At 37.5% G+C, this 21463-nt stretch carries 19 protein-coding genes, 2 rRNA genes and 1 pseudogene; 9 read left to right on the top strand and 13 right to left on the bottom strand.

The window, feature by feature from the left end; translation table 11 throughout:
- The first annotated feature begins 163 nt into the window (after nt 1–163).
- Together BWI92_RS05955 and BWI92_RS05950 are read left to right on the top strand one after the other, a co-directional pair.
- Nucleotides 164–2083, top strand: coding sequence for an ATP-dependent DNA helicase RecQ (locus tag BWI92_RS05955; protein WP_095161205.1), 1920 nt, complete (start codon nt 164–166; stop codon nt 2081–2083).
- A gap of 36 nt (nt 2084–2119) precedes the next feature.
- The gene (locus BWI92_RS05950; protein WP_095161204.1) at nt 2120–2626 is read left to right on the top strand and encodes a hypothetical protein; all 507 of its coding nucleotides are present in this window, start codon (nt 2120–2122) and stop codon (nt 2624–2626) included.
- Here BWI92_RS05950 and BWI92_RS05945 read toward each other — a convergent pair.
- The 3 genes from BWI92_RS05945 to BWI92_RS05935 form a co-directional block, all read right to left on the bottom strand.
- Nucleotides 2618–3139: a hypothetical protein gene (locus BWI92_RS05945; protein WP_095161203.1), complete on the bottom strand. Its 522-nt coding sequence runs from the start codon at nt 3137–3139 to the stop codon at nt 2618–2620. The two genes, BWI92_RS05950 and BWI92_RS05945, sit on opposite strands and share 9 nt — an antisense overlap.
- Nucleotides 3140–3259: 120 nt before the next feature.
- Entirely contained in the window at nt 3260–3787 is a 528-nt protein-coding gene (locus BWI92_RS05940; protein ID WP_095161202.1) for a thioesterase family protein, read from the bottom strand.
- 58 nt (nt 3788–3845) lie between these two features.
- Nucleotides 3846–5060 (bottom strand): NADH-quinone oxidoreductase subunit D, encoded by a 1215-nt coding sequence (locus BWI92_RS05935; protein ID WP_095161201.1) that lies wholly within the window; start codon nt 5058–5060, stop codon nt 3846–3848.
- A gap of 275 nt (nt 5061–5335) precedes the next feature.
- On the opposite strand from BWI92_RS05935, the gene rpmG reads away from it, so the two are divergent.
- The 4 genes from rpmG to BWI92_RS05915 all read left to right on the top strand — a co-directional run bounded on the left by rpmG (nt 5336) and on the right by BWI92_RS05915 (nt 7386).
- Nucleotides 5336–5518 carry a 50S ribosomal protein L33 gene (gene rpmG, locus BWI92_RS05930; RefSeq protein WP_095161200.1) on the top strand — a complete coding sequence of 61 codons (183 nt, stop codon included), beginning with the start codon at nt 5336–5338 and terminating at the stop codon, nt 5516–5518.
- 46 nt (nt 5519–5564) lie between these two features.
- Complete coding sequence (locus BWI92_RS05925) at nt 5565–5714, top strand: DUF4295 family protein (protein WP_095161199.1); 150 nt, start codon at nt 5565–5567, stop codon at nt 5712–5714.
- Between the two features lie 151 nt (nt 5715–5865).
- Complete coding sequence (gene ftsY, locus BWI92_RS05920) at nt 5866–6843, top strand: signal recognition particle-docking protein FtsY (protein ID WP_095161198.1); 978 nt, start codon at nt 5866–5868, stop codon at nt 6841–6843.
- A gap of 75 nt (nt 6844–6918) precedes the next feature.
- Nucleotides 6919–7386 (top strand): hypothetical protein, encoded by a 468-nt coding sequence (locus BWI92_RS05915; RefSeq protein WP_141234696.1) that lies wholly within the window; start codon nt 6919–6921, stop codon nt 7384–7386.
- Nucleotides 7387–7481: 95 nt separating this feature from the next.
- Here the strand turns inward: BWI92_RS05915 and BWI92_RS05910 are convergent, their stop codons facing one another.
- Nucleotides 7482–9167: a glutamine--tRNA ligase/YqeY domain fusion protein gene (locus tag BWI92_RS05910; RefSeq protein ID WP_095161196.1), complete on the bottom strand. Its 1686-nt coding sequence runs from the start codon at nt 9165–9167 to the stop codon at nt 7482–7484.
- 443 nt (nt 9168–9610) lie between these two features.
- Between BWI92_RS05910 and BWI92_RS05905 the strand changes: the two genes are divergently transcribed.
- Together BWI92_RS05905 and BWI92_RS05900 are read left to right on the top strand one after the other, a co-directional pair.
- A complete protein-coding gene (locus tag BWI92_RS05905) occupies nt 9611–9895 on the top strand; it encodes a TIGR03643 family protein (protein ID WP_095161195.1) in 285 nt (94 codons plus the stop codon).
- 299 nt (nt 9896–10194) lie between these two features.
- Nucleotides 10195–10665 carry an Lrp/AsnC family transcriptional regulator gene (locus BWI92_RS05900; protein WP_095161194.1) on the top strand — a complete coding sequence of 157 codons (471 nt, stop codon included), beginning with the start codon at nt 10195–10197 and terminating at the stop codon, nt 10663–10665.
- A gap of 436 nt (nt 10666–11101) precedes the next feature.
- Here BWI92_RS05900 and bshC read toward each other — a convergent pair whose 3' ends face one another.
- Nucleotides 11102–12646 carry a bacillithiol biosynthesis cysteine-adding enzyme BshC gene (gene bshC, locus BWI92_RS05895; RefSeq protein WP_095161193.1) on the bottom strand — a complete coding sequence of 515 codons (1545 nt, stop codon included), beginning with the start codon at nt 12644–12646 and terminating at the stop codon, nt 11102–11104.
- Nucleotides 12647–13011: 365 nt separating this feature from the next.
- Between bshC and BWI92_RS05890 the strand changes: the two genes are divergently transcribed.
- Nucleotides 13012–14049 (top strand): type IX secretion system membrane protein PorP/SprF, encoded by a 1038-nt coding sequence (locus tag BWI92_RS05890; protein ID WP_095161192.1) that lies wholly within the window; start codon nt 13012–13014, stop codon nt 14047–14049.
- 13 nt (nt 14050–14062) lie between these two features.
- Here BWI92_RS05890 and BWI92_RS05885 read toward each other — a convergent pair whose 3' ends face one another.
- The 8 genes and pseudogenes from BWI92_RS05885 to BWI92_RS05850 all read right to left on the bottom strand — a co-directional run.
- Nucleotides 14063–14416, bottom strand: coding sequence for a hypothetical protein (locus tag BWI92_RS05885; RefSeq protein WP_310588870.1), 354 nt, complete (start codon nt 14414–14416; stop codon nt 14063–14065).
- A gap of 47 nt (nt 14417–14463) precedes the next feature.
- On the bottom strand, nt 14464–14928 hold the full coding sequence (locus BWI92_RS05880) for an NADH-quinone oxidoreductase subunit A (protein WP_095161191.1): 465 nt from the start codon (nt 14926–14928) through the stop codon (nt 14464–14466).
- A 79-nt stretch (nt 14929–15007) separates the two neighbouring features.
- Nucleotides 15008–15627 (bottom strand): annotated as a pseudogene (locus BWI92_RS28810) (DedA family protein).
- A 170-nt stretch (nt 15628–15797) separates the two neighbouring features.
- Nucleotides 15798–17450, bottom strand: coding sequence for an amidohydrolase (locus tag BWI92_RS05870; RefSeq protein WP_095161190.1), 1653 nt, complete (start codon nt 17448–17450; stop codon nt 15798–15800).
- A 127-nt stretch (nt 17451–17577) separates the two neighbouring features.
- Entirely contained in the window at nt 17578–19461 is a 1884-nt protein-coding gene (locus BWI92_RS05865) for an ABC-F family ATP-binding cassette domain-containing protein (RefSeq protein WP_095161189.1), read from the bottom strand.
- Between the two features lie 447 nt (nt 19462–19908).
- Nucleotides 19909–20694, bottom strand: a complete 786-nt coding sequence (locus BWI92_RS05860) for a hypothetical protein (protein WP_095161188.1) — start codon at nt 20692–20694, stop codon at nt 19909–19911.
- 273 nt (nt 20695–20967) lie between these two features.
- Nucleotides 20968–21079 (bottom strand): 5S ribosomal RNA (gene rrf, locus BWI92_RS05855).
- Nucleotides 21080–21173: 94 nt separating this feature from the next.
- Nucleotides 21174–21463, bottom strand: a 23S ribosomal RNA gene (locus BWI92_RS05850); the annotation flags it as partial.

Here is a 21463-nt window from a genome sequence, read left to right as displayed (position 1 = left end):
GTTAATAACACTTTTTAGAAAGTTTAAATATAAGAAAAAAACAGATACTTCTTTCTGTCTTTGCTACAGTCTTGGATATACGAGCGAAACTTGACATTTGGCTACGGTAACTATACTTTTGCTGAAGTTATCCACTATCAACATCTGACACCTGCTTTTACGAATGCAATATCCGATACATCAAATATTACAACAATATTGGGGCTATAGCTCTTTTCGTCCTTTACAAGAAGACATTATTCAGTCAGTCTTGAATGGTAGTGATACCTTGGCATTGTTGCCTACAGGAGGCGGAAAATCTATTTGCTTTCAGGTTCCTGCCATGGCGATGGAAGGCGTATGTTTGGTCATAACGCCATTGATTGCTTTGATGCAAGACCAAGTAGCACAATTGCGCCGAAGAGGTATTTCGGCGGTGGCGATATATGCTGGGATGCACCGAAATCAAATAGATATTGCATTGGATAATTGTATTTATGGCGATGTAAAGTTTTTGTATATTTCTCCAGAAAGACTACAGACTTCGCTTTTTCTCGAAAGAGTCAAGGCCATGAAGTTATGTTTACTAGCTATCGACGAAGCACACTGTATTTCGCAATGGGGCTATGATTTTAGACCTCCTTATTTGAAAATAGCGGAATTTCGACAGTTATTCCCCACACTTCGTACTATTGCCTTGACCGCCACAGCGACAAAAGAAGTCAAAACAGATATTTTGGCGAAGCTTGCCATGCAAAACCCTCAGGTGTTTCAGCAGAGTTTTGCCAGAGCTAATTTGTCCTATTCTACGCTTTATGAAGAAAACAAAATAGCACGTCTGGTAGCTATGCTCCAAAAAGTGGCAGGAACGGCCATCGTATATGTCCGTAATCGTCGGAAAACGCAAGAGGTAGCTCAATTTCTTCAAAAATCTGGTATATCTGCGACCTTTTATCATGCAGGAATCAATGCGCAAGAACGTAGTCAAAGGCAAGAACAATGGATTAAAAATCAGGTTCGTGTGATGGTGGCGACCAATGCCTTCGGCATGGGAATTGACAAACCCGATGTACGATTGGTAGTTCATTTAGACTTACCCGAAACACTCGAAGCCTATTATCAGGAAGCTGGTCGTGCAGGACGAGATGGTCAAAAAGCCTTTGCGACGGTGTTGTATGATCAAGTAGATATTCAAAATTTAGAAGTAAATACTGCGCAGAAATATCCTCCTATCCCGTTGATAAGAAGGGTATATCAATGTTTGGGTAATTACTTTCAATTGGCAGTAGGCGCTGGCGAATTTGCTTGCTACGATTTGGACTTATCGACCTTCCAACAACGATTTGATTTGCCTTCACCCGACACTTATTTTGCCCTAAAAATTTTAGAAAACCAAGGATTTATTACGCTCTCTGAAGCGGTTCACCATCCTTCTCGTATTACTTTTTCGGTAGATAATCGTCAATTATATGATTTTCAATTACGGAATCCGAAATATGATACTTTTGTAAAATTACTCTTACGAATGTACGGAGGAGAGCTTTTTACAGGTTATCTGAATATATCGGAGGCTACCATTTCAAAAGTGTTTTCTGCTCCTCAAACTGAGGTAGAATTGCTTTTATCTAATCTCGAAAAGTTTGAAATTATTCAATATGACAAACACAAGGATAAACCGCAACTCACATTTTTGACAGGTCGATTTGATGCACAACAATTGCCTTTGCAAGTTCAGGATATTGAACAACGACGTGTGTATGATGTGCAAAAAGCCCTAGCTGTAAAACATTATATCGAGCACCAAAAACGCTGTAGAACGCAACTGCTTTTGGAATATTTCGACGAGCATACCGACGCTACTTGCGGTGTTTGTGATGTTTGTATTAAGAAAAAACGAGAAGAAGGGACTTATCAGCAAGAGCTTCAATACAAGTTTCAAACACAAGAAAAAGTAAAAGCTTTGTTAAACAATGGTAGTATGTCGCCTGAATTATTACTCAAAATAATGCAGCCCAACAATGCTGATTTTTTTAAAGCAATTGTACGAGAAATGATAGAAAATCAGCAAATTAGAGTAGATTCGGAAGGAAATTTAACGATTTAGCTTTTCATTTTTTCTTTTCCCTTTACCAGAAAACCCATGACCTTGCAACAACTATTTGACAGTATTAGTCAAAATCCTTATTCGCTTTTGTATTACTTACTACTTGTGCCTGCTATTACATTTTTGATAGGATTGTGGCAAACGAATCCAGTTAACGGACCTTCGGTTCTGGTTCGATATAGCTATATGGTATTGGCTTATATGATTGGTATCCCAGGGATATTTGCCTTGACTTTAGATGTTTATCTCTTTTTGTTCGAACGTCAAAGCATTTGGCAAATGAACCTCATTATTCAGATTTTACCCATTGTTTCTATGGCTATCACGCTGATGCTCATCAAGTGGAAAATTCCTTTTGAGGCGGTTCCTGAACTTGGTAGGTTATCTGGATTTATGACTATTCTAACAGCACTTATTGGGATTTTATGGTTTGTAGACCGACTACGAATTTATGCTATTACCTACGTTCCATTTCAGTATATCATAGTCGGATTTATTATGCTGCTATTGGCAATTCGCTACGGTTGGAAAAAACTATTCTAAGCGTTGTTGTTTCTTCAATTCGTTGTATTTCGACTTTAGTGCATAAAATTTAATCACATAAACAATCAACAAAAAAGCTACAACTACCGATATCGATAGGGTAAAAGTCTTTTCCTCTTCTACTGATTCCAAAATAGTATGGTTTTCTTTTGACCATCCTTTGTGGCGTTCAGACAGTTCGCTGAGCTCCCGATTCTTTTCTCGAAGCTCATTATTCTGTTGAATCAAATCATTATATTGTTCAGTAAAATCTGATTTTGATTTTTCGCTAAGATTATTCAGCTCGTCTAAAATCTCATTGTCCTTCGCCATAATCTCCTTCAAAGCTTCGATTGAGCTTTGCATATCATCTTTGGTACGATTCCCAAAAATCCCTGAAGACTGGCTCTCTGACTCTTTGAATTTACTATACAAAACCTGACGCTCTTCAGTGAGCGATTTCAAGCGGTCTTGGGCGATACCTTTCACCACAAAAGTTAACAATGCAATAAATAAGAAAGCGATTTTTTTCATAATTCAATTAAGCGTTTTTTAGCAAAAGGAATTATTTTGATTGATATTGCTTCAGCAATTTAGAATAGCGCCTACAATTTTGGATTTTCTCTAAAAGTGTACGAACAACTCATGATTTCACTACACAAACTTTCCTTCCTTCAGCTCTTGTTTAATCACTTTGATTCGAGCATTGAACGACGTGTGTTCAAAATCTATTCCCTCAAGACACACTTTATCAAAAAACTCCATTACCTCTGGTGGATGAGGCGTTTTCTTGCCAGTACGTACATCAATATATTTTGAAGTTGTCCACAAAACAGCCTTCAATACCTGCAAATGTTCATCTGTCATGACATATTCTGTCACTAAAGTATCCTCATTGTAATAGACAGTCGATGAAATAATTGTTACCCATTCACTCACTCTTGCCGACGAAACATAGCCTATTTGGTGATTGTAAACGACCCAAGAAGTATGATTATTTTCGAAATAGTCATTATAATCAAAGTTATAAACCTCGGCTACGTGGTCTTCGCGAGCGTTGAAGAAATAATCGAAATATTTAGCATTGTTAAGATGCTTCAATGGATCACAATCTTGAAAACGGATAAGTGATTTCGAATGCAACTTTTTAGGATATTCTTTATTAGGATCTAATTTAAACATTGATGTTTGTTCTCTGCCTTGGCAGAAATATTAAATATTTGTTGAGAAATTATCAAAACTATCGGTCGACTTCACCCATCACCAAATCTACAGAACCAACAATAGCCACCAAGTCTGCTAACATAGCACCACGACTAATTTCGGGCACTACCGATAAATTATGAAACGAACAAGCTCTTGCTTTTACACGTAATGGTACATCTGAGCGACCGTCTGTTCTGAAGAAAAAGCCAAGTTCACCTTTAGGATTCTCAGCTCTAAAATATAAATCCATCGCCTGAGGACGTACTTTTTTAGGAAGCATAGCCTGTGGATTAAAATCACGAGTACGTTTGTGATCGCCCATCAACTGTACAAGGCATTGCTCGATAATCTTGATTGATTCATCACATTCTAATACTCTCACAAAATTTCTATCCCAGCAGTCTCCCACAGTACCCATTTCTCCTTTTCCTACTGGAATTTCAAAATCAAGTTCTGGATATACAGAATAGCCATCGACACGACGGAGGTCAAATTTTAAGCCCGAACCACGAAGCACAGGCCCTGTACAACCGTAGTTAATAGCCAAGTCCAGAGGTAAAATACCAATATTAGCCGTACGTTGCACAAAGATTTTGTTTTCAATAATCAACTCACGAATCTCAACCATTTTGGGCTTGAGGTAATTGATAAACTCCAAACAACGCTCTTCAAAACCAACAGGTAAATCATAAAACAAGCCTCCAATCCAAATGTAGTTGTAAAGCATACGAGCACCACAAAGCCATTCGAGCAACCGCTGAATATGCTCGCGGTCGCGCATGAGCCACAAAAATGAAGTATATGCCCCAATATCTAAGCCATACGTGCCTATGGCAACAAAATGCGATGCCAAACGATTGAGTTCGGCTACCAGTACACGGATATATTCAATACGTTTGGGAAGTTTACCCTCCAAATCAAGCATTTTCTCTACTCCCATCACATAGGCATGCTCAGAATTCATCGCTGCCAGATAATCCAAACGGTCGATATAGGGAATAGTCTGTCCAAAAGCTAAAGATTCAGCATGTTTCTCAAAGCATCTATGCAGATAACCCAAGTGAGGAACTACATCCACAATCAGCTCACCATCAGAGATTACCTCTAAACGCAAAACACCGTGAGTCGAAGGGTGTTGAGGCCCAAGCGACAAAATCATTTCTTCCGATTTGAGTTTCGAGGAATTATACTTATTGGGGTCTGAACGTTTAAAATGCTCAGGGTCGTATTGGTATTGGATTTGCTTCATGCCGTAAAATTCGTAAATTTTATCTTAGATAAAGAACAGCGGAGAAGCAAATTTAGTCCCCAAACGTCAAATTTTCTCTTATTTTCTGAAAAAACGCCTTGAAAGCATAAGTTTTTTCAAAAACATATTTGTCTAAAACTCAAACATTTACTACCTTTGCAGTCCTATTTGGGAAATATATATTCGTTCGGACTTATCAGCAAGTTGTAATTTTCTGATAATCAAACGAATAAAAAATATTTGTAAGATACAGAAAATTCATAAAGCATAACACAATGGCTAAGAAAGGCAATAGAATCCAAGTGATTTTAGAATGTACTGAGCAAAAAGCTTCAGGCGTTCCAGGGATGTCTCGTTACATCACTACAAAAAACCGTAAAAACACTACTGCTCGTATTGAGTTGAAGAAATACAACTCTTTCTTGAAAAAAGTAACTGTTCACAAAGAAATCAAGTAATTCACTCGGTTATCGTAACAGATAACTGTTAACTCATCATAATAACATGGCAAAGAAGGTAGTTGCAACCCTTAAAAAAGAAGGTGGTGTAAAATACGCTAAAGTTATCAAAGCTGTTAAAACAGCTACTGGTGCTTACTCTTTCAAAGAAGAAATCGTTCTTCAAGAAGATGTTCAAGCTGCTCTTAAAGCTTAATATTCAGCCCCTTTATTAAGATTTTTAGGAAAAGTCCCTTTATCGGGACTTTTTTTGTTTTACTTTTGCCTTACGTTTTCAAAAGTCTTCTGAATGTCTTTTTGTAGATAACTTTCAGACTTTTAACGAGTAACCAAAAAAATAACAACAAATGGGTTTATTCGATTTTTTTAAAAAGAAAGAAACACTCAATACTGAAGAGAAAGAATCACTCGACAAAGGACTCGAAAAAACCAAAGAAGGACTTTTTTCGAAACTAAGTCGTGCTATCGTCGGCAAATCAAAAGTCGATGATGAGGTATTAGATGAATTAGAAGAAATCTTAATCTCTTCGGATGTCGGCGTCGAAACTACAGTTAAAATCATTCGTCGTATCGAAGAGCGTGTTGCTCGTGATAAATTCGTAAGCACAAGCGAACTTGACGAAATTCTTCGTGAGGAAATCGCAGAGCTATTGGCTCAAAACAAATCTGAAGATATTACTGATGCCTTCAAAAAATCTGATATCAAGCCTTATGTAATCATGGTAGTGGGTGTCAATGGCGTAGGTAAAACAACGACTATTGGTAAACTTGCTTCTCAATTCCACAAAGCTGGCAATAAGGTTATATTAGGTGCAGGTGATACTTTCCGTGCTGCAGCAGTCGACCAACTCAAACTTTGGGGACAGCGCGTAGGCATTCCAGTAATCGATCACGGTATGAATACCGACCCTGCTTCAGTAGCATTTGATGCTGTAAAACAAGCCGTTGAACAGCAAGCCGATGTGGTAATTATCGATACAGCAGGTCGATTACACAACAAAGTAAACTTGATGAATGAATTGGCTAAAATCAAGCGTGTTGTTCAGAAGTTCTTGCCAGAGGCTCCTCATGAAGTACTTTTGGTATTGGATGGTTCGACTGGACAAAATGCCTTTATCCAAGCGCAAGAGTTTACGAAGGCTACCGATGTAACAGCTTTGGCTATCACCAAGTTGGATGGTACAGCCAAAGGTGGTGTAGTAATTGGTATCTCAGATCAGTTCAAAATTCCAGTGAAGTATATTGGCGTAGGAGAGAAAATTGAAGATTTACAAGTCTTCAATAAAAAGGAATTTGTGAACTCACTTTTCAAGCGTAAAGCATAAAATATCTTTATTACCGATACGTTTACATCCTAAATAATGCACAGTCATTGTTTAGGATGTTTTCTTTGTATAGCTATGATAAAAACCTTTTTCTTCGGACTATTTGCCATATTATCAACAATGGCTTGTACGCATAAATCCACATCATCCTCAAAAGTTATCCACAATCAGAATAGGGTGTGTGGAAAAGTCACTTGGGTAGCTGGCAATCAGATGCCATCGCCTGACAGACCGCCTCGTGTTCCCAAAGGGATTCAAAGAGAAGTATTAATCTACGAGCTTACTAATCTCAAACAAGTAACACAGGCGAATGGGTTTTACTCAAATATCCAAAGCAAGTTGATTACCAGTGTTTTATCAGACAAAAACGGGGATTTTTGCTTAGAATTACCCGAAGGAAAGTATTCTATAATGGTACGTGAAGAGAGTAAAGGTTTGTGGGCAAATATCTTTGATGGAGAGGAAAACATATTTCCTTTTGAGGTAAAAGAAGAGAAAAACGAGCCAATCAATTTTGTGATTAACTATCAGGCAGCCTATTAATAGCAATAAAAAAGTGTGGGTAAGTGAGTTATTAACATTACTTATCCACACTTTTTTGTGAATAATCATCAAATTATTCTTTGGCAAAATTAGAATTACTTATTTTTTTCTTTTGCCCAAGCATCTTTCAAACCAACGGTTCTATTGAAAACTAATTTATCTCCAGTAGAATCTTTGTCTAAACAATAATACCCTTTACGGATAAATTGATAGTTCTTTCCTAACTCAGCTTCTTTAAGGCTTGGTTCGACTAATACATTTTCTAAGACAGTCAACGAATCAGGATTGATAAATTTCTTGAAGTCGTCTCCTACTTGAGAAGCGTCTTCCAAAATCAACAAACGGTCGTAAACTCGCACTTCTGCTGGTACTGCATGTTGTGCAGATACCCAGTGAATGGTTCCTTTTACATGAATACCAGAGGTATCCGACCCCGAACGACTTTCTGGAATATAAGTACAGTGAATTTCGGTAATATTTCCGAATTCGTCTTTAACAAAATCTTCACATTTTACAATGTAAGCTCCTTTCAAACGAACCATCAAACCAGGTCCCAAACGGAAGAATTTCTTCGGTGGAACTTCCATAAAGTCTTCACGCTCGATATATACCTCACGACTAAATGGTACATCACGATGACCACTGTTGATATCTTCTGGGTTATTTTCTACTTGTAAAGTTTCTACTTGTCCTTCAGGATAATTAGTAATCACTAATTTCACTGGATCAAGTACTGCCATTACACGTGTCGCAATTTTATTCAAATCCTCGCGCACACAGAATTCCAATACCCCTACATCGATAAGGTTATCGCGTTTTGCCACCCCAATTTTATCACAGAAGTTACGAATTGAAGCAGGTGTAAATCCACGACGACGCAAGCCTGAGATAGTCGGCATACGAGGGTCATCCCATCCTGATACAATATTTTCTTTTACCAACTGCAACAAACGTCTTTTACTCATTACCGTATGTGTAAGGTTCAAACGAGCAAATTCGTATTGATGCGATGGGAAAGTATCTAATTTTTCGATAAACCAATCATACAACGGACGGTGTACGTCAAACTCCAACGTACAAATCGAGTGAGTAATTTTCTCAATCGAATCCGACTGCCCATGAGCAAAGTCATACATTGGATATATACACCATTTATCGCCAGTGCGGTGGTGTTTTGCCTTTTTGATACGGTACATCAAAGGGTCACGCATGTGCATGTTAGGATGCGCCATATCTACCTTGGCACGAAGCACTTTTGCACCATCCTCAAATTCACCGTTTTTCATACGTTCAAACAAGTCGAGATTTTCCTCAACTGAGCGATAACGATATGGGCTTTCCTCACCAGGAATGTTAGGATTTCCTTTTTGAGTAGCAATTTGTTCCGATGTTTGGTCATCTACATACGCCAATCCCTTTTTGATTAGCTGTACTGCAAGTTCATATAACTGGTCGAAGTAGTCAGAAGCATATAGCTCATTTTCCCAATCAAAACCTAACCAACGCACATCAGCTTTGATAGATTCTACGTACTCTGTATCTTCTGTTACAGGGTTGGTATCATCAAAGCGAAGGTTTGTTTTTCCACCAAATTTGTCAGCTAACCCAAAGTTCAAGCAAATAGATTTGGCATGACCAATGTGCAAATAACCGTTAGGCTCGGGAGGGAAACGAGTGTGTACACGACCACCATTTTTTCCTGATGTAATATCTTCCTCAACGATTTGTTCGAGAAAATTAGCGGGAATTCGCTCTTGTGATTTTTCTTTTTCTTCTGTCATAATACCAAATAATCAAAACGTTGATAGCTCCAAAGAACTACCTATTTTTAGTAAGAATACCGTGTAATTTTAGTTGATGGTTATACGTGCTAGCATCAAGCGATAGGTAAGATTGGAAATATACAATTTGGGAATAATCCACAACCTACCAATCTCTGTCTTTGTAAGTTTTTTGTTTACGTACATTTTCGCACCGAATCCGTTTTTGAAATCAGTGACAAATCATTCTGAAAGGAATAAATATCTCATTGAATAGATTTGTATTAAATACGAATTTACACATTTTTATGAAATGGGAGAAACAAAAATCACATTCCTCGAATAATCCTGTCGAGTGATGAATTCCTTCCAACAATTCTGCCTTTAAGAAGTTATGAATGATATGCTCAAACGCCAATGCGTTTCGGCAAGTCATTTATGCGTTTTTTAACATTATCAATTTCATGAAAAAAGTCATATTAAGCGAACAAGAGATAGACCGTATTATTGAGATGGCATGGGAGGACCGCACGCCTTTTGATGCCATTTTGGATCAGTTTGGGCTAAAGGAACAAGAAGTAATAGAATTGATGCGAAAAGAGATGAAACGTTCTTCTTGGAAAATGTGGAGAGAGCGAGTACAAGGTCGAGTTACCAAACATCGTGTCAAAAGTACAATTTTAAAAGGACGCTTTAAATGCGATTTACAAAGAAGTATCTCAATGAACAAAATTTCTAAAAGAAAGTAATTTTATGAGCTAGATTGCGTTTAACTGACTCTATATCAAATACACTCATTTCGTTTGAGCAAAATATTATAGGTTTTTCGATAAGATAATGCCGTTTAATAAAAATTTTATTTTACGAAATTCCTTTTCTGTAAAATTTCTTAGAAATTTACTAGAAAGTCTGTAACTTTGCTTTCTATTTCTTAACCTTACTAAGAAACAGACTCAAGTCAGAAGTAAAAGATTTTGAACGACTTAGATTGTGTCGTCAAACAGTCTAGTAAAAATTCAAAATCTATCCATACTAAACTCCTAATAAGATGAGTGCAATTAAGCTAGACCAGATAGACCATAAGGTTCTGGAAATTCTTCAACAGAACGCAAAGATTACCAACGCCCAGCTTTCAAAAGAAATTGGCCTTTCGCCAGCGCCTACCCTCGAACGTGTAAAAAAATTAGAAACTTCTGGTATCATTCAGAGCTACCATGCTCAATTGAATAGAGATAAAGTAGGTTTGGGAGTTACAACTTTTGTTACAGTTTCATTGACTGGTCACAAAAAGCAAGTTACTGAATCATTCGTACACCAAATCAATGATATTCCAGAGGTTATCGAATGTCATCACGTTACAGGTTCTGGTGACTTTTTATTGAAAATTATTGCTAAAGATATCTCTTCATACCAAAAGTTGATGCTTGAAAAAATCAACGAGATTGAAGAAGTTGCTGGCACACAAACGATGGTTATTCTTTCTACTTTCAAAGAAAGTAAGGTATTACCAATCCCTTGAAAAACTTCATCATAACAATCATGTAAAAGCGCGAGCCCTTCGAGAAAGGCTCGCGCTTTTTGTTGCTATACGCTTTGGGTGTTAAGTAAAATGTAATAATAATTCTGTAAGAAACACTACCATTGTTTTTACTTAAAGTATGTTTAAAAATTCTATTTGGCATTTGTTAAAAAACAAAATTTCCAATCGACATTCCTTACTTTTCTTGTCTTAACACAAGAAAAGTAACAAAAGAAAGTCAAGAAATCCTAAACTCGCCTGCGGCTCAAACAATAGGATTTCATTAAAAGAAACACAAAATTTTCTATTTTTAATGACTTATAAAGTCATTAAAAATACTCTTACAGCCTATTAGGTAAACTTGATTTAATTTTGCCTGCTTACGCAAGGACAAATTAACACTCAAAACTCATCACTCACAACTCAGCACTTATACTTACTCAACTATGGTATAATAGCTAAAATCGAGGGCATCGAAGGTGTTGAGCAATGTTGAGATAAATTCAGTATTGTTGAGCGAGAAATTCATTAGGTTTTCCACACGTTCTTGTGACCCACCATTCGGGAAAAGTTTGTGCTTAAGTCCCAACAATTGATTTACTTCTGTTTCTTGATTACGCTCTTCCGCTTTTTTCAAGCGTTTTTCCAAATGGTCAAGACTATTCAATAGTTTCTGTTGCTCTCCTTTTACGGCTCCCTCCAAGGTTTTATCGATTTTGATAGCCTTGGTAAGTATTTCTTCAAAAATTGCTGAAAATGTTTTTCCTTCTTCCGCCAAACTCAAAGAGTTTTCTGAATGCTTCTCGACAAAGTTTTTACGTAGCGTTACTTCATCATGGTATAACTCTTCGATGGACAAATCTAATTTTTCCATCTTTTTAGCAGAGGCCTTATTGACAACCAAAGCAAAATTGCGTGGCATTAAGATTGGAAATGTGACGCCATAATGATCAAAAGCACCTTTCAGTTGTAACCAATATGGCACTTCAGATGGACCGCCGATATAGGCTAGATTTGGTAAAATAACCTCTTCATATACAGGACGCAATACCACGTTAGGACTAAAATGTTCTGGTTGCGATTCTAGTAAGGCAAGTATCTCTTCTTCAGAAAACTGAAGCTCAGTATTCAATACTTTATAGACACCTTCTTCTTTTACGATACGCTCACGAACACCGTTGGACAAATAGAAGAAGTTGATTTCGCGAGGGGCAATTTGGGTTTTATATCCCAAATTTTCGAGGGCACTAGAGGTAGCCTGTACTTTGGCAAAAGCCGAATGATTTAACAAATCATCTTTGATAATTGGCGAGAACAAAGTTTTTAACTGGCGGTCATCTGCATCAATACAAATCAATCCTTCTGCTCCAAATAACTCATGAATATAACATCGTACGGCATCGCTCAAGGTTTCTTTTTCGAGATATGCATTTTTAAATACCTCTGGGCAATCCGCAAACTCACTGATAAGCGTTTCAAGCTCTTTAGGATTCATTCTTCCTACGGCTCCCTTTTGTTCGGTATTCCATTCATATTTTTTACCAAACAAAGAAAAATGATTGATTTCAGCAAAATCATGGTCTTCGGTCGCCATCCAATATACAGGTACGAAGTTGTAATCAGGATACGCCTGTTTCAATGATTTAGCCAAATTAATCACGGTAATCATCTTATAAACCACATAAAGAGGTCCAGTAAAAATATTCAACTGGTGCCCTGTGGTAACGGTAAAGGTATTGGGTTGAGCAAGAATATCAAGATCTGGCTGAATTGTTAGGTTTTGGTATTGTCGCTTTAGTACCTCTACAAGTACCTTTCTGTTTTCGTCAGAAAATGATTTTTGTTCTATCTGCTTGGCAAAACCCTCCAAATTAGGGAAGTTACCAGAATACTCGGTCAAAGCCGAAGCTTGGTCCATATAATCAAGAAAGAGCGCTGAAAATTGGTTGGTTTGTCTTAAAGGTAGTCTATGTACTTGCATAATGAGCGATGCCCCGTCGGGCTTTTCTATAAATATCTTCTAATGGTTGATTGAATGGAGTATTGTCTTGGATAGAAAACAAAACCTAACTTCATACTAACGCAAGGTTAGTGGAGTTCGTTCTTTTAAAGTTTGATGTTTTTCTGAACACCACCAAATTATCGACCAATAACATCCTAAAAACCTTGAAATGAATTATTTCAGTCCTGATTCATCTCCAAATATTAAGTATATTTGTATAGAACTTGTTGAAAAACCGCCCTCTTCAAGCCGACTGCTCACAGCATAATAGATATCCTCAAAAGAGGAATAGGCACAAAATTTGCTTGTTTTTTCCTTACGCTAATACATACGCAATCCTCGTCATGCAAAAATTTATACTTTTTTTAGTAGCAAGTTTATTTTGCTATCGCCTAAGTGCCCAACAAAACCCTCAATACAGTCAATATATGATGAATACCTATCTAATCAACCCCGCAGTGGTAGGTATTGAAGATTATACCGATATAAAAGTCGGCTATCGCAATCAGTGGACAAATTTTGAAGGAGCACCCACAACATACTACCTAACGGCGCACTTTGCCTTAGATAAGCCCGACCGTACCAGTACGGGTCCAACGCCTTATATTAGCAAAACGATTCGTCGTCCTATTACTCCTTCTCGCCAATATAGCGGTAAGCCACGAGTACCAGGGCATCAGGGTGTAGGCATTTCGCTCATATCTGATAACATGGGACCTAGTTCACAAGTAAGCCTTTTGGGAAGTTACGCTTATCATATTCCTGTTACAGGACATTCAAAATTAGCCATTGGAGCATCGGGTGGTGTGACGCAATATACGCTAGACTTTTCGAATTTGCAGGTAAAAGTAAATCCAGACCCTGCGATTATGGGAGGTGGAAAAATTACAGCGATTCAGCCTACCATCAATGTAGGGGCATGGTATTATTCGATGAACTATTACATTGGGGTATCGGCCAATCAACTTCTTTTTGAAAACTATAACCTCAAACCCACAGGCGATAACTCATCTACTTATTCGTGGGTTGGTAGTGTTTATCCTCACTATTTTCTTTCGGCTGGTTATAGATTTGACGCTACTGATTACTGGACGGTAATGCCTTCGGTATTAGTCAAAAAAGTAAATTTGGCACCTGTGACGTATGATGTGAATCTAAAAGCTATGTATGACAATCGTTTTTGGATTGGTGCTTCTTATCGAAACAAAGACGCTTTTGTAGGTTTGGTAGGTTTTAATATTAGCTCTCTTCTCAATATTGGGTATTCCTACGACTTTACTTTATCTGACATTAATCAACGCTCTAGGGGCTCCCACGAGATTGTGATCGGAGTTATGCTAAACAATAGACATAAAATCCTCTGTCCACAAAATTTGTGGTAATAAAATGGCTTGCTTAATATCGTAAAAAGGCAAGCCATTTTCTTTTTGTCAAATATTGTAAATTTTCATCTTCTTGGTAAGCCTCTCTTTCAAATATGATTTGATGATATGCCTTATTATGAGGCATTCCTTTCAAACGATTTATACCATAATTAATCAGATACCACAGATAAAAAAAGACAATTCCCAATTCGATTTGCTGGCGCAAGTGAATCCTTTCATGATTGACTAATATTTTCGAGGGATTGCTTTTTTGAACTAATATAAAAGGAAACAGTGCCATACCTGCTACTTGCAGATATGGCACTGCTAACAATATATAACCTTGTCGCAAATGAAAACCTATATGTATTTTGGGTAAAGCCATTAATCAAACCAATAGAAGAATTTACACCAAATACCTGACACTAAAACCTAAGAATATTTTTTATTGATAGCCTCATACTTGCTTACTGGTACTGGCGATTTAAACTGTGGTTCTTGTACCTCTGGGCGTACCCAATCCAAATGTCCCTTTATCCACGCATAGGCTAATCCGAGAATTAAAATGCCTACAAAAATAAACATTTCGGCCATCGAAAACCATCCCCAAAGACCGTCTGTCGTATTGTTTAGTGTTTCATTTCCAAAAACTGTTGCCCAAGGAAACAAGAAAACTAATTCTAAATCAAATAGCACAAACAACAACGCAATTACATAAAAGCGAATGTTAAAACGGACGTTGGCATTACCATCGGGTTCTTCTCCAGACTCGTAAGTAGTCAACTTCTCAACATTCGGGCGATTGGGTCTCAATAGTTTGGCAACAAAAAGAATTACCGCCGTAAAGACAATCGCAGTGATAATAAACAATAATATATACCCAAATTCACTTAGCATCGTATAACAAATTAGAAAAGCAACTGAAAGATATTAGGAGTAAAAAATGACACCTGAAAGCAGAAAGCTCACGACCCTTTTACGACTTATTCCTAATATTAAAATAACCTTTGACCACAGTAAAAGTCGTAATGACCAAGAAGAAAAGGATTACATAATGAACATAGTTGATAATCCAAGGAAACCTGATACCAAACCAATAACCACCTCCAACCAACGAAACTACCCAAACGGCTCCTCCAACAATATTGAGGAAAAGATATTTAGGATAATTCATTTTACTTATACCCGCCAAAATCGGTGCAAAGGTACGGATATATGGCAAGAAACGACTGATAATTAGCGCTTGGCTTCCATATTTTTCGAAAAATCCTGCGTAGCATCTAGATGTTTTCTTTTAAAATACCAAGTATCAGGTCTGTTTTCAAGAGTTGTACCAAAGTATCGCCCAAATAAAAACCCTGTTAAAGATCCTATTACTGCCGCCAAAAACAAATATAATATCACAGTAGTAATAGGGTAAAGTAATAGTTTACTACCTACAAAAATTCCAGTCAAAAACAGAAGGTAGTCGCCCGGTAGAAAGAAAGCAAAGAAAAGCCCATTTTCAGCATATACCACAAAGGTGATGGCAAACAAACCTGCATTAATTATCTCTTTTGAATCAGAGAGATATTTTATTATTTGAGTTATATCCATGGATAATTTTTACAACAAGCCAACACAACACTTAAAATCCAGTTTCTGCTATCGATGATTTATTCCAATAGCCCGACAAATTAGACTTATTTTTACAATTTTTCGTTGTGTATGGATTAAAACTTCATTAGGAAATTTCCAATCCATGCTCTAGTTTTTATGTTCGAGGTTTACTTTCTTTCAAAAACAATTTTCCCATCAAAAATAGTCATTAATACCTGTACATTTTTTATTTTTTCAGGTTGAATTGTTAAAATATCCTCTGAAAGTACCACCATATCAGCCAGTTTACCAACTTCGATACTTCCCTTTACATTTTCCTCAAAAGCTGCGTACGCATTATTGATGGTATAGGCTTTGATAGCCTCTTGCACAGATATTTTCTGTTTCGGTATCCAACCCATCGGGTTAGCGCCATCCACTGTTTGACGAGTTACAGCAGCATATATCCCTAAAATAGCATTAAGCGGCGCCACCGACCAATCCGAGCCCATACAGAGTTTTACACCAGCTTCCAAAAACGATTTGTAAGGGTGAGTATAATTTACTCGATCTCCGATACGCTTAGCAGCCCAAACGCCATCATCGATACAGTGATAAGGTTGAACAGATGCAATAACACCCAATTTGGCAAAAGCCTGTATATCCTCAAATCTCACATGCTGTGCGTGCTCGATACGGAAACGACGATCCCATTTGGGATTTTCCTGTGTGATTTTTTCAAAAAGTTTTAACATCAAATAATTGGCCGAATCCCCAATAGCATGAATAGAAAGCTGTAAATGGTTTTTGTCAGCATCTACTGCCCATTTGGTCAAGCTTCCATTAATAATAATATCCGAAGCCAAACCCTTGGTATTGGGGTTTTGTGTGTAAGGCTTAAACATCAAAGCCGTACTCGACCCTAAAGAGCCATCAGCATAAGCCTTCAACGAACCCAATTTAATTTTATCAGAACCAAATCCTGCTTGAATACCCGTATTTACCAAGTTTTGATAAGTACTAATGGGAAGTCTTGTATAAAAACGACACGTAAGTTTACCCGCCTTTTCCAAGTCTTGATAAGCAATCAAATCTGGTTGAAACGTAATATCATGAACTGAAGTAATACCATTTTCCCGTGCTTCCTGAAGAGCTCTTTCTACAAATTTGATTTTTTGCACTGCATTGGCCGCTGGAATAATTTTATAAATCAAAGGCATTGCGGCGTCTTTCAAAACACCTGTTGGTTCGCCAGTCTTAGGATCTTTCACTATTTCTCCACCATCAGGCGAAGGTGTATCTTTGTTAATACCTGCTAAAGCCAAGGCTTTTGAATTGGCTAGCCCCATATGACCATCAAAACGGTCAACAAAAATGGGAGTATCTTGCGAAAACTCATCAATCATTTCCTTGGTGGGCAATTCTTTCACTTCCCAAGATTCATGATCCCAATTTCCAGAAGTTATCCACTCTCCACGGTGGTTATCCACATACTTTTTTAAAATACCTTTAAATTCCGCTATCGTTTTTGCACCTCTCAAGTCTACTCCCAACAGATACATTCCTCCATCAGCAAAATGCGTGTGATTGTCGATAAGCCCAGGAAGCATTAATTTTCCCTTCAAGTCCACCATCTTAGTTCGACTATCTGACCATACAGCACGAGCCTCGGGTGTGGAGCCTACAAACAATATCTTTCCGTTTTCGACCACTACCGCTTCTGCAACTGAGCTTTTGGCATCAACTGTATATACTTTGCCATTATAAAAACAGGTTTTTTGCGCCTGCGAGAGCGTTGTTATGAAGAGGATAAAAATGAATGAGAGTAGTGCTTTTTTCATATAATAGTAGTGAAGGTTTGTTGACTTTGAATAATTTTAGATAAAGTTAAACAAAAAAAAGTGCCCCAATACAAATTGTGGCACTTGAATATACAGTAATGCTTTTATTATGAAAGAATTATGCAGTCTACATCATTTCTGATAGCTCTAACCAACGAAGTTCTTTTTCGTCAAGTTGGTCTGTAATTTGCTCAATTTCATTAGCCCAAGCAGCCAATTCTTCATAAGACCCCCCAGCATTGAGTTTTTCTGTCAATTCAGCTTTACGGTCTCCCAATTTAGCGATTTCCCCTTCCAAAGATTCATACTCTTTCTGCTCTTTGTAAGAAAGTTTCTTTTTGGCAGAAGTAGCAACAGGAACCTCTTGAACAACTGGAGCACTTGGCGCTTCTACTTTTTTGGGTGCCGATTTAGCTTGTGCTTCTTGCTTGTCTAATTCATCTTTCCATTCACGATAATCGGTATAGTTTCCTGGAAAATCGCGAATTTGCCCTTCTCCTTCAAACACAAAAAGGTGTTCAACCAATTTGTCCATAAAATAACGGTCGTGAGATACTAGTAATAAACATCCTCCAAATTCGATTAAGAAATCTTCCAAAATATTCAATGTTTGAATATCCAAGTCATTGGTAGGTTCATCCAGAATCAAAAAGTTAGGGTTTTTGATTAATACTCGCATCAAAGCCAAACGACGTTTTTCACCCCCAGATAGCTTCTCAACAAGCGTGTATTGTACTTTAGGTTCAAACTTAAAATGCGTCAAAAACTGACTTGCCGTAATGCTCTGTCCATTTCCTAAAGTAACGTATTCGGCAATTTCGGTCACAATGTCAATCACTCTTTGTCCATCTCTATACTCCAAGTCTCCTTGTTGATAGTAACCATAAACAACCGTTTCGCCCGTTGTAATATTTCCTGAATCAGGCTTCAGGTTTTGCGTAATCATATTCAAAAATGTTGACTTTCCAGCTCCATTTTTTCCAATGATACCAATTCTATCTTTCTTCTTGAAAACATAAGAGAAATTAGCAACGATTTTTTGTTCGCCAAAGCTTTTTGATAAATCATCAATTTCTAAAATCTTACTTCCTTGACGAGCCATTTTTACATTTAACTGTACTTTAGAATCGTCTTTAGTTTGCGATGCTTTATCTTTTAAATCGTAGAAAGCATCAATACGATATTGAGCTTTTGTACCACGTGCTTTAGGCTGGCGGCGCATCCATTCTAGCTCAGTACGAAGCAGGTTCTTAGCTTTATCGATACCTGCTGCTTCCATGGCTTCACGTTCAGCTTTTTTCTCTAAGAAATACCCATAATTTCCTTTGTAAGGATACGTTTTACCATTATCAAGCTCAACAATATTATTACAAACTCTATCCAAGAAATAACGGTCGTGGGTTACCAATAACAATGTTACATTTTGGGAAGAAAGAGTTTGCTCCAACCACTCGATTGTTTCTAAATCGAGGTGGTTGGTCGGTTCATCCATGATGATTAAATCTGGCTCCTCAATCAAAATTTTGGCCATAGCCACACGCTTGCGCTGACCACCCGACAATGACGTAATAGGTTTATCGAGGTCATGAATACCCAATTTCCCTAAAACTTGTTCCACACGACTTTCGTAGTCCCAAGCTTGGTATTTGTCCATCAACTCAAGCGCTCTCGTTAAATCATCATCGTTGTGATGCAACATAGCATTTTCATATGCCTTGATGGCTTGCACTGTCGGTGAATCGCCATCAAAAAGGGAATCCATGACCGACAACGATTCATTGAATGCAGGATTTTGTGAAAGATACCCAACAGTAATTCCTTTGCGAATACTGATAGTACCTTCGTCGGCAGGAATCACACCTGCCAAGACATTCATTAAAGTAGTCTTTCCAGAGCCATTTTGGCCTACTAAGGCTACTTTGTCACCTTTAAGAATACCGAAATTGATACCTTTAAAAAGCCAACGCTCATTAAAGTTTTTAGAAATATTTTCTGCTGATAGATAATTCATTATGTTGAGCAATAGGACTAAGCCTAGTTTAGCAAAATTTGGGGCAAAATTACGTAAAAAAAGCCGTATCGTTGAGATACGGCTCTAAAACTATTCAGTGCTATTATTTGTCCCCTTGGGAGATTTAACAGAATATTGAAAAGTCAATTTCTTTTGTTGCATAGCAGCGAGGTTTAGTCGCCAAGTAATCTTTCCTGAATCATTGTCAATCCCTGCCTCAGGAGCAAGCTTGTCATATATTTCTATTTCCTTATTACTTGATAAAATTGAATTTCCTAGTTCAAAACTTTGTCTTGGACTACTTAACTGTCTCCATAAAATTCAGTGACAGAGCCCAAATACTTGAAGTTCTCTTACTCGTTTTGTCTATTAATTGGTAAAAAGTCATTAAATCTAATCAAAAGTCGTTCGGAAATCTACTGGCTCACCTACGAGAATCATGAAGTGCTAAATACCTCTCTGATGTATAAATCGTTGTGCAATAAATTTATATTTTATACCAACACTTAAACTTACCCAGCCATCATTTGCTGTATTACTGTATGAATTAGGACCTTCTATAAAATAAGGGTCTGATAAATTATACGGAGTAGTTCCGTCAAACTTATCTGTGCTAATCCAATTAACGCCTACTGAGCCATTCAAGTAAAGTCGAGGGAGGAGTTTATAATCGCAGGAAAAAGTCAATGGGATAAACACTTCCCTTGTATAGTAGATACCAGCTGCTCCAGAACCCGGGCCAAATTGTTGAAAAATGGGTGTATGTCGGCTTGTACTATTTGAGGTAGTACGTAATAACTGGTCATTTATATTATATACATCAGTATGAAATCTCAATAACCCTATGCCTACTGACATGTAGCATTTGAGCTGACGTTCTTGTTCTCGGGCGAATAGAGCTGTTAAATTTATCACAGGCGCTATTGACACTCCCCAATAATTATTTCGAGCATAGGCATGATATTCTGCACTATTTTGACTCCGTGCTGTTCCAGACATTACAGTCAATCGTCCAGATAATTTAGGAGAAAAACCTTTTTCTAATGATAGATGATAAATAGTAGGAAAATCTTGAACACCATGAAGTTCGCCGACGATATATGGAACACCTGCGGTTGCTGTTAGAGAATAGCCATCTAAGTAGCTATATCGGGGATTATATCGTTTTTGAGCTAACGATATTTCTGAAGCTACGGATAATAGTAGCAATAATGAGACAAGTGCTGTTCTCATATTTTTAGGGGTAGAAAGTATTTACATGATTTATTTTGAGTAAAAATATAGATAATATTTTATAATACACAAAGTGTAAAGAAAAACTTTATCTTTTTTGAATTTCAAATAGATAATTAGAATACAGATATGATTTAATATGTTGGAGCTTTATTCTTTCCCGCATAATTGGGACACTGAGTTCTCAGCGCGCAGCCTGCAGTATCCTCAACGGTACTGAGCCTTGTAAAACAAAAAAGCCACTCTTTTGGAGTGGCTTCTGTCTTTGTAATATTTTGGAGCTTTTTTACTTTCCCGCATTTGATTGCAGTATCATCAACGGTACTGGGCTTAACTACTCTGTTCGAGATGGGAAGAGGTGAACACCAGTCCTATCGGCTCCATAAAACCTGCGAGAATCGCTTCTCTATGTCTTATGTCCGTTTGACGTATATCGTGAAAGATGTTGAACAAGTAAGAATTAAATCCTTAGTACAGAGATATCATAAGCTATTGGGTAATTAGTATTGCTCGACTCTGGTATCTCTACCTATACATCTGCAACCTATCAACGTTGTCATCTACAACGGCCCTTATTTGGAATACTCATCTTCAGGTCAGTTTCGCACTTAGATGCTTTCAGCGCTTATCTGGTCCCGACGTAGCTACTCAGCTATGCCCTTGGCAGGACAACTGATACACCAGAGGTCAGTCCAACTCGGTCCTCTCGTACTAAAGTCAGAACCTGTCAATATTCCTACGCCCACAACAGATAGGGACCGAACTGTCT

It is taken from the genome of Flectobacillus sp. BAB-3569 (genome assembly GCF_002270355.1).
GTDB classification, from domain to species: Bacteria; Bacteroidota; Bacteroidia; order Cytophagales; family Spirosomataceae; genus Flectobacillus; species Flectobacillus roseus.
Note: the sequence above shows the minus strand (reverse complement) of the source record. Positions and strands in the feature narration are given on the sequence as shown.